Source organism: Sphingomonas sp. (genome assembly GCF_042091075.1).
In the GTDB taxonomy this organism is placed as follows: Bacteria; Pseudomonadota; Alphaproteobacteria; order Sphingomonadales; family Sphingomonadaceae; genus Sphingomonas.
Map to the genome: position 1 here is coordinate 1 of NZ_JBELIE010000080.1, position 14,747 is coordinate 14,747.

The following is a 14,747-nucleotide window of genomic DNA, read 5'->3' on the forward strand; positions in this document are numbered from 1 at the left end:
TGCGTTGAAGATCAACCGCCCCGCCGATGCGCGCGCGATGTTCGAACGCTATGGCCGGGGCAGTCAGGCACCGCAGACCCGCGCCAAGGGCTTTTACTGGGCGGCGCGCGCCGCGGAGCGCGCCGGCCAGCCGGATGCGCGCGCGCTGTTCGAACAGACCGCGGGCTATCGCGATCAATATTACGGACAGCTCGCGATCGAGCATCTCGGCCGCCCACTGACCGCGCCGCCACCCGCCCCCAACCCCGTCATCCCGACCGCCGCGCGCAACGCATTCTTCGCGCGCGAAGTGGTGCGCGCCGCGCAATTCCTCGGCCAGGCGGGTCAATATCAGGATCAGACCGCCTTCGTCCGACAGATCGCCGCCGATGCGACGAGCGATACCGATCATTATCTGGCCAACGAGCTGTCGCGCACGCTGCGACGCCCCGATCTCGGCGTGCTGGTGGCGCGCAGCGCGATGCAGAACGGCCTGCCCGAATATAGCGCGATCGGCTTCCCCACCGTGACCGTGCCATCGGGTTACGAGGATCAGTGGACGATGATCCACGCCGTCGCGCGGCAGGAAAGCCAGTTCGACCGCGCCGCGCGCAGCCCGGTCGGCGCCAGCGGGCTGATGCAGCTGATGCCCGCCACCGCGCGGGAGCAATCGGGCAAGCTGGGCCTGTCCTACGACGCCGGCCGCCTGACCAGCGACACGAGCTACAACATCCAGCTCGGCTCCAGCTATTTTCAGCGCATCTTCAATCAATATGGCAGCTACCCGCTGGCGATCGCGGCGTATAACGCCGGGCCCGGCAACGTGAACAAATGGCTGCGCGCCAACGGCGATCCCCGCACCGGCGCGGTCGACGTGGTCGATTGGGTCGAGGCGATCCCGTATATGGAAACCCGTAACTACGTGCAGCGCGTGCTGGAAAACGCGGTCGTCTACGACTTGATGAACCCGTCGCGCGCGCGCAGCCGGGGGCCGAACAACCTGAGCTGGTATCTCGGCCGCAGTCGCGCCGGATGACGACGATGAGCGATCGACCCAATTACATCACGCCCGCCGGCTATGCCGCGCTTAGTGAGGAATATCACAAATTGTTCGCTACCGAGCGCCCCGCCCTGGTGGAGACGATCGCCTGGGCGGCGGGCAACGGCGACCGATCGGAAAACGGCGACTATATCTACGGGCGGAAGCGACTGCGCGAGATCGACCGCCGGCTCGGCTTCCTGTCGCGGCGGATGAAGGCCGCGCGCGTGGTCGACCCCGCCCGGCAGGAGGATCGCTCGCGCGTGTGGTTCGGCGCCAGCGTGACGATCGCGGACGAGGATGATCGCCACCGCGCGCTGACGCTGGTCGGCGATGATGAAACCGACGCGGGCGCGGGGCGGATCGGCTGGAACGCGCCGCTGGCGCGCGCGCTGCGCGGGGCGGCGGTGGGTGACCTGCGCCGTGTTACGCTGCCCGCAGGCGACCGCGACTATGAGGTGATCGCGATCAGCTATCCGCCGCCGCCTTGACGGCGATGCGATGGCAGAACGAAGGGGACGGACGCGATGCCACCCCACCCTCGACTAACGCACCACGGGCGACTAGATCGCGCGCCATGTCCGCCAGCCCCCAGCCCGAGATCGTGACGCTCGGCTGCCGCCTCAACATCGCCGAAAGCGATACGATCCGGCAGCTCGCCGGCGCAGGAACCGCGATCGTCAATTCGTGCGGCGTCACGCAACAGGCATTGAAGGACACGCGCGCGACGATCCGGCGGTTGCGTCGTCGCCGCCCCGACGCCGAACTGATCGTCACGGGCTGCGCCGTCGCGATGGAGCCCGACGCTTTCGGCGCGATGCCCGAGATTGACCGTATCGTGGGCAATAGCGTCAAGCTGCTGCCCGCCAGTTGGGGGGCGCGGCCGAACGCCGTCCGCCCCGGCGGGGTGACGCGTGCGTTCGTCGGCGTGCAGAATGGCTGCGATCACCATTGCACCTTCTGCGCGATCCCGCAGGGGCGCGGCGCCAACCGCGCCGATCCGATTGCCGATGTGATCGCCCGGATCGCCGCGCTGGTCGCGGCGGGGCAACGGGAGGTGATCCTCTCGGGCGTCGACCTTGCCAGCTATGACGATCACGGCGCGGGCCTGGCGGTGCTGGTCGAGCGATTGCTGGTCCAGGTGCCCGGGCTGGAGCGCCTGCGGCTGTCGTCGCTCGACCCGCATGCGATCGACGAGGCGCTGTTCGCCCTGCTGACGCAGGAGGCGCGTGTGATGCCGCATGTGCATCTGTCGCTGCAGGCGGGAGACGATCTGGTGCTCAAGCGGATGCGGCGGCGGCATCGCCGGGCGGAAGCCCTGCGGTTGATCGAGCGACTCAAGGCGGCGCGGGCGGAGATCGCGATCGGCGCGGACCTGATCGCCGGTTTCCCGACCGAGGACGATGCGATGTTCGCCAATACGCTGGCGATGATCGCGGAAGGTGAGATCACCCACGCGCACGTCTTCCCCTATTCGCCGCGTCGCGGCACCCCGGCGGCGCGCATGCCGCAGGTCGATCCCGCGGTCGCGCGCGACCGCGCCGCACGATTGCGCGCCGAGAGCGCCGCCTTGCTGTCGCGGCGGCTGCGCTCGCAGATCGGCAGCGTCCAGCAGGTGCTGGTGGAGCGGCCGGGAACGCGCGGGCACACTCCCGACTTTGCCGAGGTGCGTCTCGCCTCCTCCTATCCCGTCGGCCAGGTGACAGGTGTGACGATCACCGCCGCCGCCGCCGACCACCTGACCGGAACGATCATCGCATGAGTACGAGCTGGCACGACAAGCTGCTGGGCGGGTTTCGCCGCACCTCCGACCGGCTGGTCGGTAATCTCGCGGGCCTGGGCGGGGCGCGTCTCGACGAGGCGACGCTCGACGAGGTGGAGGAGGCGCTGATCGCGTCCGACCTCGGCCCCGAAACCGCGGGGCGCGTGCGCCAGCGGCTGGCGGAGGGCCTGTTCGAGCGCAACATGGAGGAACTGGGCATCCGCCTCGTCGTGGCGGAAGAGGTGGAGAAGGTGCTGCGTCAGGTAGCCCGCCCGATCGGCATCGACGCCTTCCCCCGACCGCAGGTGGTGCTAGTGATCGGCGTCAACGGGTCGGGCAAGACGACGACGATCGCCAAGCTGGCGCATCTGTTTCTGGAACAGGACTATCAGGTGATGCTGGCGGCGGGCGATACGTTCCGCGCCGCCGCGATCGGCCAGCTGAAGACCTGGGCGGAGCGGATCGGCGTGCCGATCGTCACCGGGCCGGAGGGCGGCGATGCCGCCGGGCTGGTGTGGGACGCGGTGAAGCAGGCGACCGCGATCGGCACCGACGTGCTGATCGTCGACACCGCCGGGCGATTGCAGAACAAGCGCGAGCTGATGGACGAATTGGCGAAGATCCGCCGCGTCCTTGGACGGTTGAACCCGGCGGCACCGCATGACGTGTTGCTCGTGCTGGACGCCACCACCGGCCAGAATGCGCTCAACCAGATCGAGGTCTTCAAGGAAGTGGCGGGCGTTACCGGACTGGTGATGACCAAGCTGGACGGCACCGCGCGCGGCGGCGTTCTGGTCGCGGCGGCGGAGCGCTACGGCCTGCCGATCCATGCCATCGGCGTCGGGGAGCAGATGGACGACCTGCGCCCCTTCGATCCCCATGAGGTAAGCCGTATCATCGCGGGCGTCGACGATGCGGGGCGCGGCCGATGAACGCGCCAGCCGAGCATAAGGACGGCGGCGCCGGAATCCGCGCAGCGGTCGACTATGGACCGCTGGCGTTATTCTTCATCGCCAATTTCCTCGTCCCCGCCGAAACCGCACGGCGCATCGTCGCGCAATTCACACCGATGCTGTCGACGATGAACCAGGTCGAGGCGCTGCTGATGGCGCGCGTGATCCTGGCCACCGCGGTCTTTGTCATCGCGAGCATCGCCGCGCTCGCCCTGGCGCGCGCGAAGCTGGGGCGCGTCCCGCCGATGTTGCTGATTTCCGCCGGGCTGGTCATCGTGTTCGGCGGCCTGACGATGTATTTCCGCGATCCGCGCTTCATTCAGATGAAGCCGACGATCGTCTATCTGCTGCTGGCGGCGGTGCTGGGTTTCGGTGTCGCCACCGGGCGTCCCTTGCTCCAGCAATTGATGGGAAGCGCCTATCCGGGCCTGCGCGAAGCCGGCTGGCGGCGACTGACGCTCAACTGGATGTGGTTCTTCGCTGGCATGGCAGTGCTCAACGAAACGGTCTGGCGCGGCGCCGCCACGATCTACGGCGCGACGCGCGGATGGGACCTGTGGGCGATCTACAAGCTGTGGGTGGTGATCCCGCTGACGTTGCTGTTCGCGGTCGCCAACGTTCCGATGCTGATGCGCCACGGCCTGACGCTGGGCGAGGAGCCGCCGGTGCCGCCGGAGGGCTGATCCCGCACGCGATCCACGCCCCCGGCGTTCGGGTCATGAGGGTCGCGTGCCCCACGGGCTTTCGCGAAACCATTTCGTGATGATGTATTTCGTACCTTCGACGACCGGCATCCCTTCATGCAGGGTCCTGGTATTCGGGCTGCCGTCCGGCGCCATGTTGTTCCATGCGAGCAACAGGCCCTTGCGCGGCGCGACCCGCAGGCCCGCCTGCGGAAACCAGGTGGCGCCCCCTTCCTCGACGTCGTTGAGATAGATCATCGCGGTCCAGGTCCGCTGCCCACCGGACGCCTGCATCCGCGGCCAATAGCTTTCGCCCTGGTGGAAATAATCGTGATGCGCGCGGAAATGCTGCGACGGGGCGTAGCGCTGCCCCTGCATGGTTTCGCCATAGTCAGGCGGAATACCAAGGCTGTCGGCGATATAGCGGTCGATCTGGCGGATGCCATCGGCATGGCGATCCATATCGCAACTTTCGCTGGTGCGGTTCGCGCCCAATCCACGATCGGTCAGCAGTGTCGACGGCCGCCGGTTGGAATCGATCACCTGCACCAGCCAGTCGCAATTCGCGGCGTCGAGGAAGTCGATACAGCGATACGCCTGCACCGCGTCGCTCGGCAATCGCTGCATGCGTGGATCGGCATCGAGGCGCGCCGATACGTGGCGGCCGATCGCGGCGCGCTCACTGGAAGGGGGACCGGGGATATGCGTCGTCAGGGCCATGCCGCCGCCTTCGCGCAGCATGGCCCTTTCTTCAAGCGTCCGGCATCACCAGAAGATGCCGTAGATCACGTCGACCACCTGGCCGCTGTAGACGTCGACCAGCAGCGCGTCGTCGTAATAGCGGATCCAGCGGTACGGCCCATAAGCGTCGGGCAGCCGGTACGACCATGGATCGTCGATCCAGTAGCTTTGCCCGAACAGCACCGGCGCCAGCCGGATGCCGACCGAGAAGCGCTGATAGCCGCGGCTCCACCCGTACGGCGCGTAATAGCGCGGCAGGCGGTAGGCGAAGCGATTCTCCGCCCGGTAGCGGTTCCAGTCATAGCGCCGGTCGTCACGCCAGCCGCGGTTCCATTGCCCTTGCCCCCAACGACCCTGGTTCCAGCCACCACGATCGCCGTCGCGCCAGTCGCGGCCCGCATCGGCTCGCCCGCTCGACCACGCGCCCCATTGCCCGGCGCGGCGCGGATCGACCGCGCGTCGATCGTCGCCGTCGCGGCGTTCGCTGCGCCATTCGCCGCGCGACGCATCCGCCTCCGGCGGGCGTGGACGCTCGGTGCCGCGATCGCGGTCAGGCCGGCGAAAGCCACCCTCCGGCCGGTCCGGACGCACCCAGGTCGGACGCTGCCAGCCACCGGCGTTGCCCGCATCGGCGCGCGGCGCGCGATCGGAGCGCTGCCAGCCGCCGTCGGAGGGCTGCGTCGCCGGCGCGGCAGGGCGCGGCCGGGGCGCGTCATCGCGGCGTCGCCAGCCGCCGCCATCGCCGCCGCGCTCGGGGCGCGGCGCGCCCTGCTCGAACCGGGGGCCACGCTCCCCCTCCCGCCGCGGGCCTTCCTGCGCCGAAGCGAGCGCGGGCATCATCGCGACCGCGGACATCAGGGCCGTCACCATCGCCTTCATCATCGTCGGGTCTTTCCATCCGCCGGCGCACGAGCCGGCCCTGCGATAGTGCGGTTATGCACCGGCAACGAAGAATGGTCGCTGAACCACGGTGTCAGCGAAGCGACAGCTTTGTGCCCCGCTAGCCCGCGTCGTATAGCGCCCGCGCCTTGGCATAATCGGCCTTGCCGTTGGCGGCCCGCAGGCTTTCCCCCGTCGCCACCATTCGTTTGGGCAGTTTGTAGCCCGCCAGGTGTCGCCGCAATCGGGCGCGAATCGCGGCTTCATTGAATGCGTCCGCCTGCACCACCGCGCTGACCGATTGTCCCCAGCGCGGATCGGGCGTGCCGAACACCAGCGCATCGGCGACGCCGGGGCACAATTTCAGCGCCTCCTCGACTTCCTCCGCGAAAATCTTCTCTCCGGCCGAGACGATGCATCCGGAGCCACGACCGAGCAGCAGCAGCGAGCCATCCGCCTTCACCTTCGCAACGTCACCCGAGACGGTGTAGCGAACCCCATCGATGATGCGGAAGGTGCGGGCGCTTTTCTCCGGATCCTTATGGTAGCCGAGGGGACCCGGCGGCCCAAGCACCACCTTGCCGGTCACATCGGAGCCGGGCACCACGTCACGATCGTCATCGTCCAGAACGCGACAGCGCGCCCCGGTCATGAAGCGTGCCGTCTCCACCGTGCCGTCGCGCGTCGTCACCGCGGCGCCCATGCCGATCGCCTCGGACGAACTGAAATTGTCCTGGCAGATCGCCTGCGGCATATGGCGCAGCAACTCATCCTTGACGGCCTGGGTCCACATCACCCCCGACGAGGTGATCAGCCGCACCGACGACACGTCCCAACGGCCGGGTTCCCGATCGAGCGAATCGAGGATCGGCCGGACGAAGGCGTCGCCGACGACGACCAGCCGGTTGGCGCGCCAGCGATCGATCGCATCGAGCGCCTCGTCGGCGCGATAACTGGCGGAGGGCAATGTCGCCACCATGCCACCGGCGAGCAGCGTGCCATAGGACGATAGCAGCCCGGTGCCGTGCATCAGCGGCGGTCCGCAAACGGTGCGCGGGTAATCCGGATTGGCAGCGGCGAAGGTTGCCGCTTCCTCCACGGTGGCCGGCACCGGCAACCCCTGGGTCGCGGCGACCGCCAGCCCGATCGCGTTGAGATCGGCATGCGTCCAAATCACGCCCTTGGGCATGCCGGTGGTACCGCCGGTATAGATGAAGAAACGATCCGCCGGATCGCGCATCAGTGTCAGCGCGGCGCCATCGCCGGCGCACAGATCGTCGAAGCGCTCCGCGAAATCGGGCGGGTCGCCGGCGCCACCCATCTCGACCACGCTGCGCAGCAGTGGCGCGCCCGGCAGCACCCGCGCCACCGCTGCGCGCAATCGCGCATCATAGACCAGCACGGTGGCGTCGCTATCGGCCAGGATATAGGCCAGTTCGTCGGCCACGTAGCGATAGTTGACGTTGACATGCGTGCCGCGCGCTTTCCAGCATGCGATCAACGCGATCAGATAATCCGCGGAATTATAGGCATAAAAGGCGAACCGCTCGCCGGGGGCAAGCCCGCGAGCGATCAGCGCGCGTGCCAGATTGTTGGAACGGCGCGTCAACTCGCCCCACGAGACGACTTGATCGCCATGCGCCAGCGCTACGCGATCGGTGGGGATCGCGCGCTCCACTGCCTCGATCATGTCGCCGAAGTTGAAACTCACGCCGCCACACCGCCGACCAAAGTCGTCTTGCCCCAATATTCGTCGCGCAACAGCCGCTTGTAGAGCTTGCCGGTCTCATGCCGTGGCAGTTCGGCCCGGAAATCGATCCGGCGCGGCGTCTTGACGTGCGACAGATGCGCGCGTGCGAAGGCGGTCAGTTCCGCCGCCAGCGCCGGCCCGGCCGCGGCGGGATCACGCGGCTGGACGATCGCGACCACCTCTTCGCCCATTTCTTCGTGCGGCGCGCCGATCACCGCGACGTCCGCCACCTCGGGATGCGTGACCAGCAGGTTTTCGATCTCGGCGGGATAGATGTTCACCCCGCCGGAAATGATCATGAAACTCTTGCGATCGGTGAGGTACAGATAGCCCTCCTCGTCAATCCAGCCAACATCTCCCAGCGTGGTCCAGCCGTGTGCATTGGTCGAATCGCGCGTCTTGGCGGGATCATTATGGTAGCTGAAACCGGCGCTGCCGGTCGGGCTCTCGAAATAGATCACGCCTTCGGTGCGCGGCGGCACCTCCTCGCCGTCGTCGTCGCAGATATGCGTGATCGTCGTGAGATTACGGCCGACCGATCCCTTGTGCGTCAGCCACTCACCGGCGCTGATCGCGTGGAAGCCGTTGCCCTCGGTACCGGCATAATATTCGCCGATGATCGGCCCCCACCATTCGATCATCCGTTCCTTGACGGGAATCGGACATGGTGCCGCCGCATGCCATACCGCCCGCAGCGAAGACATGTCGTAGCGCGCGCGAACCTCCGGCGGCAGTTTCAGCATGCGGATGAAGTGCGTCGGCACCCATTGCGCATGGGTGACGCGATAGCGCTCGATATATTCCAGCGCCTTCTCGGGATCGAACCGCTCCATCACGATCACGGTGCCGCCGAGTTGCTGCACCGCCATCGACCAGCGCAGCGGCGCGGCATGATACAGCGGCGCCGGGCTGAGATAGACCATCTCGGGAGAGAAATCGTAAAGTGCCTGCCCCAGCGGCACCAGCGGGCTGAGGTTCTCCCCGAACGGCTGGCTGGAGAGCGGATGCTTGACGCCTTTGGGTTTGCCGGTGGTGCCCGAGGAATAGAGCATCGTGCCCCCGGATGACGGATCCGCGATCGGCCCGTCCGGCATCGCGTCACGAGCGGTTTCGAAACGCGCGAAACCCTCCAGGTCGGTATCGACGATGTAGCGCTGCACGTCGTCGATCAACGGCAGCAGCTCGCGCGCGCACGCGGCCGTCCCGCGTGACACGATCAGCATCCGGCAATCGCCGTCGCGGATGATATATTCCGCCTCGGCGACGCTCAGCTTCGAGGAGATGCAGGTGCAATAGACGCCGGTCCGCTCCGCCGCCCACATGATCTCAAGATAGCGGGCCGAATTGTCCATCATCACCGCGATGCCGTCGCCGCGCTTCAGGCCATGCGCCCGGATCAGCTGCGCACCCTGATTGGCGCGGCGCTCCAGTTCGCCGTACGTTACCACTTCCCCCGACCCGGCCATGATATAGGCGGGCTTGTCCGGGGTGGTCCTGGCATGCGCGGCCGGGTGCAGCATCGTCTCTCTCCTGTTCGCATTCCACCGGGCCGCGTCTCATGCGCGGTCCCGGTGGCAGTCAGCGCGCGGTATCGCGATCAGGCGTCGATGCGCTCCACGATGATCGCGGGCGCCATCCCGCCCGCCGCACACATCGTCACCAGCCCATAGCGCTTGTTCTGGCGCTCCAGTTCGTCGACCACGGTGCCGATCAGGATCGCGCCGGTCGCACCGATCGGATGGCCCAGCGCAATCGACCCGCCGTTGACGTTCACCTTGGACCGATCGAGGTCGAGGTCGCGCATGAACTTCTCCGCGACCACCGCGAACGCCTCGTTGATCTCCCACAGATCGATATCGTCCTTGGTCAGTCCGGCTTTCGCCAGCACCTTCTTCGCCGCCGGGACCGGGGCATTGAGCATCAGCGTGGGATCGTCGCCGATGTTCGCGGTCGCGACGATGCGCGCGCGCGGCTTCAGCCCATGCTTCTCGGCATAATCCTTGGATGCCAGCAGCACCGCCGCCGCACCGTCGACCACGCCCGACGAATTGCCCGCATGGTGGACATGCTGGATCTCCAGATCGGGATATCGGCGGTTGATCTGCTTGCGGAACGTATCGCCGTTCTTGTTGTACGGTACATCAGCAATCGCCGCGAACGACGGTTTCAGGCTGGCCAGCCCCTCCGCAGTGGTTTGCGGGCGGGGATATTCGTCGCGGTCGAGCACGACCTGGCCGGCATCGTCGGTGACCGGCACGATCGAGCGCGCGAAACGGCCTTCTTTGATCGCCACATCCGCCTTGCGCTGGCTCTCGAGCCCCAGGGCATCGAGTTCCTCGCGCGAGATTCCTTCCATGCTGGCGATCGCATCGCCGCACACGCCCTGATGGCTTTGCGGATGGCTCAGATCCAGGCGCTCGTTGCCGGAGCCCATGCCGAGGATCGGCTTGCCGCTCTCCATATCCTCCTGCGACATCGCGGCGGTAAGGCTCATCATCTCGGTGCCACCCGCGATCACCAGGTCTTCCATCCCGCTCATGATCTGCGCGGCGGCGAAACTTACCGCGGTGATGCCGCCGCCGCAGAAGCGATCGAGCGTCGTGCCAGACGCCGTGACGTCATAACCGGCATCGAGCGCCGCCATCCGGCCAAGGTCACCGCCCTGCTTGCCACGCTGCGTGGAGGTCGACCAGATGATGTCGTCCACTTCGGCGGTGTCGATGTTGTTGCGTTCCTTGATCGCCTTGAGCACCGTGGCAGCCAGATGCTGCGGATGCAGGTCCGCCAGCGCACCCTTGCCCTGCTTCCCGATCCCGCGCGGCGTTCGCACCGCGTCGATAATATAGGCCTCTGCCATGATGATATTCTCCATTCCCGATACCGTGCGGCGGACGCCTCTTTACCCCCGCCGAGTTCCGGCATAACCTTCGTTATGGTCGAAGCGATGTCAAGCGTGTCCCCACCCGCCCCGGCTTCTCAACGGGTGCCGGATCTCACCCCGCGTGACTGGCTGGAGGCGGGGCAGTCGCTGCTCCGTCGTGGCGGGCTGAAGGCGCTGAAGCTGCGGCCGCTGGCGGAGGAATTGCGCGTTTCGACCGGCAGCTTCTATCATCATTTCGCCGACTTCGACGCCTATCAGGGGCAATTGGCGACCTATTTCGCGGAAGCGCAGATCAGCGATCTGATCGACGCACTCGAACGCGCCACCGCCGACCCGATCGATCGCATCCGCCTGCTGGGACAGACGGTGCGGCGGCGCGGTTCGTCACGGCTGGCGATCGCGATGCGCGCCTGGGCGGAGAGCGACGAGCGGGCACGGCGCGCGGTGGAACGCCACGATTTGCTGATGCTGGACTTTCTGGCGCGTTGCCTCACCGCGGCGGGCTTCGATCGCGCGGATGCGGACATCCGCGCCTATGGCTTGATCACGCTCGGGCTCAGCAAGGTCCATGCCCCGCATCTCGATATGTCATCGGTATTCGATCATCTGCTTTCGATCATGACCGCGCGGCCGGAACAGCCCGGCCGATGAGGTCGCTGCAGGTCTCCGCGCTGTCACCCGATCTGTCGGGCACGGCGCTGATGGACCGGCCCGAGCCGATCCTTCGCGCGGATCAGGTGCTCATCCGCGTCCGCGCGGCGGCACTCAACTTTCCCGACTTGCTGATGACGCGCGGCGACTATCAGCTAAAGCCGCCGCTGCCCTTCACGCCGGGAATGGAAATCGCCGGCGACGTGATCGCGGGCGAAGGATTCGCACCCGGCAGCGCGGTGGTCGCGGGCATGCGGGTGGGGGGTTTTGCCGAACGGGTGGCGGTCGATGCCGGATCGGTTCGCCGCAAGCCAGCCCATCTCTCCTATGCCAAGGCCGCCGGGGTCGGCACGGCGTATCTCACCGCCTATGTGGCGTTGGTGCGGCTGGCGAACCTTCAGCCCGATGAATGGGTGGTGGTGCACGGCGCGACCGGCGGCGTCGGGCTGGCGGCGGTGGATTTGGCGAAAGCACTCGGCGCTAGGGTGATCGCCACGTCGCGCTCGGCGCAGAAGCTGGCGATCGTCGCGGACCAATATGGCGTCGACGCGGCATTGGTCGCACCGGGCTTCCGCGAGCGCTTGAAAGAGATCACCGGCGGTGGCGCGGACGTGATCTATGATCCGGTCGGCGGCGACGTCTTTGATGAGTCGGTGCGCTGCATCGCGTTCGGCGGGCGCTTGCTGGTGGTCGGCTTCACGTCGGGACGGATCGCCAGCGTTTCGACCAACATGCCGCTGATCAAGGGATTTTCGGTGATCGGGGTGCGGGCGGGCGAATACGGGCGGCAGTTCCCCGAACGCGGACGAGAGAACCAGGAGGCGATCTGGGCGATGGCGGAGGCGGGGCGGATCCGCCCGCGCGTCCACGCCGAATATCCGCTCGATCGCTGGCAGGATGCTTTCCGCGCGATGGAGCGCAGCGAAATGATCGGGAAGATCGCGCTGATCCCGTAACAGATGGATAGGGCCGGACCTGCCGTGACGAGCGGGCCGGCGTGATGGAGAGGAACGATGGCCGGATACGATTATGTCATCATCGGTGGCGGCTCGGCGGGCTGCGCGCTCGCCGCGCGACTGAGCGAGGATCCCGCCGCCAGCGTGTGCCTGCTGGAGGCGGGCGGCGCCAACAAGGATCTGCTGGTCCGCATGCCCGCCGGGGTCGGCAATCTCATCAAGAGCAAGAACAAGCACAATTGGGGTTTCTGGACCGAGCCGGAACCGCACGTGGACAATCGCCGGCTGTGGTGGCCACGCGGCAAAGGGCTGGGTGGATCGTCCGCGATCAACGGCATGATCTATATGCGCGGCCATCCGCAGGATTATGACGATTGGCGCCAGATGGGGCTGACCGGCTGGTCGTGGGACGATGTGCTGCCGTATTTCCGCAAGCTGGAAGGGCATCATCGCGGCGAATGCGGCGGGCTGCACGGTGCCAGCGGGCCGCTGTCGATCTCCGCCGGCGAAAGCGACAGCCCGTTTCACGATGCGCTGATCGACGCGGGGCGGCAAGCGGGCTATCCCGTCACCCCGGATTTCAACGGCGCGTCGCAGGAAGGCTTCGGCCGCTATGACCTGACGATCGCCGACGGCAGCCGCTGGTCGACGGCCGCGGCCTATCTGCGCCCCGTCCTGGGGCGTCGCAATCTGACCGTGATCACCGCCGCGCGCACCACCCGCATCGTCGTCGAGCGCGGGCGGGCGGTGGCGGTGGAATTCCTGCGCGGCAAGACGCCGCAGCGGGTCGACGTCGCCGGCGAGGTGCTGCTGTGCGCGGGCGCGGTGCAGAGCCCGCATTTGTTGCAGCTATCGGGGATCGGCGATCCCGAGCGGCTGCGCGCGGCGGGCATCGCCACCGTGCATGCCCTGCCCGGCGTCGGGGAAAATCTGCAGGATCACCTCGACGTCATCATGAACTGGTCGACACGCGGGCTGGTGACCGCCTTTTCCGCTACGCGCGGGCTGGCGCAGCTGAAGACCGGGTTGAACTATCTGTTGCGCGGCCAGGGCCTCGGGCGGCAGCAATTCCTCGAATCGGGCGCGTTCGTCTGCTCGCGCGAAGGTCTGTCGCGCCCTGATGTGCAGATCCACGGCGTGCTGGCGGTGATGCGCGAACACGGCAAGGTGCGCGTCAATCAGGACGGTATCTCGTTGCACCTGTGTCAGCTTCGCCCCGAAAGCCGTGGCCGGATCGTGGCCGCATCCGGCGATCCGCTTGCCGACCCGCTGATCTACGCCAACTACCTGGCATCGCCGGAGGATCGCCGTGTGATGCGCGCGTGCGTCAAGATCGGCCGCGACGTCGCCAGCCAGCATGCGCTGGATCCGTATCGCGCGAATGAACTGTTTCCCGGCGCCTCGGTCCGCACCGACGAGGAGATCGACGCCTGGGTGCGCCGCTCCGCCGAGACGATCTACCACCCCGTCGGCACGTGCCGGATGGGCGCGGACGGCGATGCGATGGCGGTGGTCGATCCGCAATTGCGGGTGCGCGGCGTGGAGGGGCTGAGGGTCGTCGACGCCTCGGTGATGCCGACACTGGTCGGCTCCAACACCAACGCACCGACGATCATGATCGCGGAGAAAGCCGCCGACATGATCCGCGGGCAGCGACCGCAGCGATCCACCGAAGGAGGCGATTCCCCACCCCAGCGCGTCGCCGCGTGACGCGCGCGGGGCAAACAGCCCTGCCCCGCCTGCCCAGCGCGACGGTGGCATCCGGCGCCGGTTGGGGGTAACCCGTCGCGCATGAAGCCGTCATTCGCCTCGCTGCACCATCACCGCATGCTGCGGGTCGCCGCCGCGCAACCGCTCGCCACCGTGGGGGACCCGGCACGCAATGCCGATGCCACCATCGCCCTGGCGCAGGAGGCGGATCGGCGGGCAGTCGACCTGGTGGTGTATCCGGAGCTGAACCTCAGTTCCTATGCGATCGATGACCTGCATCTGCAAAGCGCGTCGCAGCGGGCGGTACGGGCGGCGATCGAGGCGGTGCGGATCGCGAGTGAGCCGCTACGCTCCGTCCTGCTGGTCGGAGCGGCGCTGCAGCGTAACGGCCGACTGTACAATTGCGCGATCGCGATCGCGCGCGGCAGGATATTGGGCGTCGTACCCAAGACATTCCTGCCGAACTATCGCGAATATTACGAGAAGCGCTGGTTCGCCTCGGGTGCGGGGATAACCGGGCTGACGATCGAGCTGGGCGAGGCAATTGTGCCCTTCGGCACCGACCTGCTGTTCGCCGCCAGCGACCTGCCCCATTTCACCTTCCACGCGGAAATCTGCGAGGATTACTGGTCCCCCACCCCGCCCGCCACTACCGGCGCGCTGGCGGGGGCCTTGGTCTGCTGCAACCTGTCCGCGTCCAATGTGGTGATCGGCAAGTCGCGCGAGCGGATGATGCTGTCCGCCTCGCAGTCGGCCCGCGCGG

Annotated in this window: 14 protein-coding genes; 9 read left to right on the top strand and 5 right to left on the bottom strand. The window is 67.3% G+C overall.

Annotated elements, in window-relative coordinates:
• The 5 genes from ACFDSW_RS09590 to ACFDSW_RS09610 all read left to right on the top strand — a co-directional run.
• Nucleotides 1–1,015, top strand: a 1,015-nt coding sequence (locus ACFDSW_RS09590) for a lytic transglycosylase domain-containing protein (RefSeq protein ID WP_375250065.1), incomplete at its 5' end; no start/stop codon positions are given.
• Between the two features lie 5 nt (nt 1,016–1,020).
• Nucleotides 1,021–1,509, top strand: a complete 489-nt coding sequence (gene greB / locus ACFDSW_RS09595) for a transcription elongation factor GreB (RefSeq protein ID WP_375250066.1) — start codon at nt 1,021–1,023, stop codon at nt 1,507–1,509.
• An 86-nt stretch (nt 1,510–1,595) separates the two neighbouring features.
• Complete coding sequence (locus ACFDSW_RS09600; protein WP_375250067.1) at nt 1,596–2,780, top strand: MiaB/RimO family radical SAM methylthiotransferase; 1,185 nt, start codon at nt 1,596–1,598, stop codon at nt 2,778–2,780.
• Nucleotides 2,777–3,712, top strand: a complete 936-nt coding sequence (gene ftsY / locus ACFDSW_RS09605) for a signal recognition particle-docking protein FtsY (protein ID WP_375250068.1) — start codon at nt 2,777–2,779, stop codon at nt 3,710–3,712. The genes ACFDSW_RS09600 and ftsY overlap by 4 nt, the downstream gene beginning before the upstream one ends.
• Nucleotides 3,709–4,416: an inner membrane-spanning protein YciB gene (locus ACFDSW_RS09610; protein ID WP_375250069.1), complete on the top strand. Its 708-nt coding sequence runs from the start codon at nt 3,709–3,711 to the stop codon at nt 4,414–4,416. The genes ftsY and ACFDSW_RS09610 overlap by 4 nt, the downstream gene beginning before the upstream one ends.
• 33 nt (nt 4,417–4,449) lie before the next feature.
• Here ACFDSW_RS09610 and ACFDSW_RS09615 read toward each other — a convergent pair whose 3' ends face one another.
• The 5 genes from ACFDSW_RS09615 to ACFDSW_RS09635 form a co-directional block, all read right to left on the bottom strand.
• On the bottom strand, nt 4,450–5,136 hold the full coding sequence (locus tag ACFDSW_RS09615; protein WP_375250070.1) for a prolyl hydroxylase family protein: 687 nt from the start codon (nt 5,134–5,136) through the stop codon (nt 4,450–4,452).
• Between the two features lie 45 nt (nt 5,137–5,181).
• Entirely contained in the window at nt 5,182–6,027 is an 846-nt protein-coding gene (locus ACFDSW_RS09620; RefSeq protein ID WP_375250071.1) for an RcnB family protein, read from the bottom strand.
• Nucleotides 6,028–6,157: 130 nt separating this feature from the next.
• Entirely contained in the window at nt 6,158–7,747 is a 1,590-nt protein-coding gene (locus ACFDSW_RS09625; protein ID WP_375250072.1) for an AMP-binding protein, read from the bottom strand.
• Nucleotides 7,744–9,306 carry an acyl-CoA synthetase gene (locus ACFDSW_RS09630; protein WP_375250073.1) on the bottom strand — a complete coding sequence of 521 codons (1,563 nt, stop codon included), beginning with the start codon at nt 9,304–9,306 and terminating at the stop codon, nt 7,744–7,746. Before ACFDSW_RS09630 ends, ACFDSW_RS09625 begins: the two co-directional genes overlap by 4 nt.
• Nucleotides 9,307–9,383: 77 nt before the next feature.
• Nucleotides 9,384–10,643: an acetyl-CoA C-acetyltransferase gene (locus ACFDSW_RS09635; RefSeq protein WP_375250074.1), complete on the bottom strand. Its 1,260-nt coding sequence runs from the start codon at nt 10,641–10,643 to the stop codon at nt 9,384–9,386.
• An 87-nt stretch (nt 10,644–10,730) separates the two neighbouring features.
• On the opposite strand from ACFDSW_RS09635, the gene ACFDSW_RS09640 reads away from it, so the two are divergent.
• The 4 genes from ACFDSW_RS09640 to ACFDSW_RS09655 all read left to right on the top strand — a co-directional run.
• Complete coding sequence (locus ACFDSW_RS09640; protein WP_375250075.1) at nt 10,731–11,318, top strand: TetR/AcrR family transcriptional regulator; 588 nt, start codon at nt 10,731–10,733, stop codon at nt 11,316–11,318.
• On the top strand, nt 11,315–12,274 hold the full coding sequence (locus ACFDSW_RS09645) for an NADPH:quinone oxidoreductase family protein (protein WP_375250076.1): 960 nt from the start codon (nt 11,315–11,317) through the stop codon (nt 12,272–12,274). The genes ACFDSW_RS09640 and ACFDSW_RS09645 overlap by 4 nt, the downstream gene beginning before the upstream one ends.
• A 57-nt stretch (nt 12,275–12,331) precedes the next feature.
• Nucleotides 12,332–13,984: a choline dehydrogenase gene (locus ACFDSW_RS09650; RefSeq protein ID WP_375250077.1), complete on the top strand. Its 1,653-nt coding sequence runs from the start codon at nt 12,332–12,334 to the stop codon at nt 13,982–13,984.
• An 81-nt stretch (nt 13,985–14,065) separates the two neighbouring features.
• A partial coding sequence (locus ACFDSW_RS09655; RefSeq protein WP_375250078.1) for a nitrilase-related carbon-nitrogen hydrolase occupies nt 14,066–14,747 on the top strand: 682 nt, incomplete at its 3' end.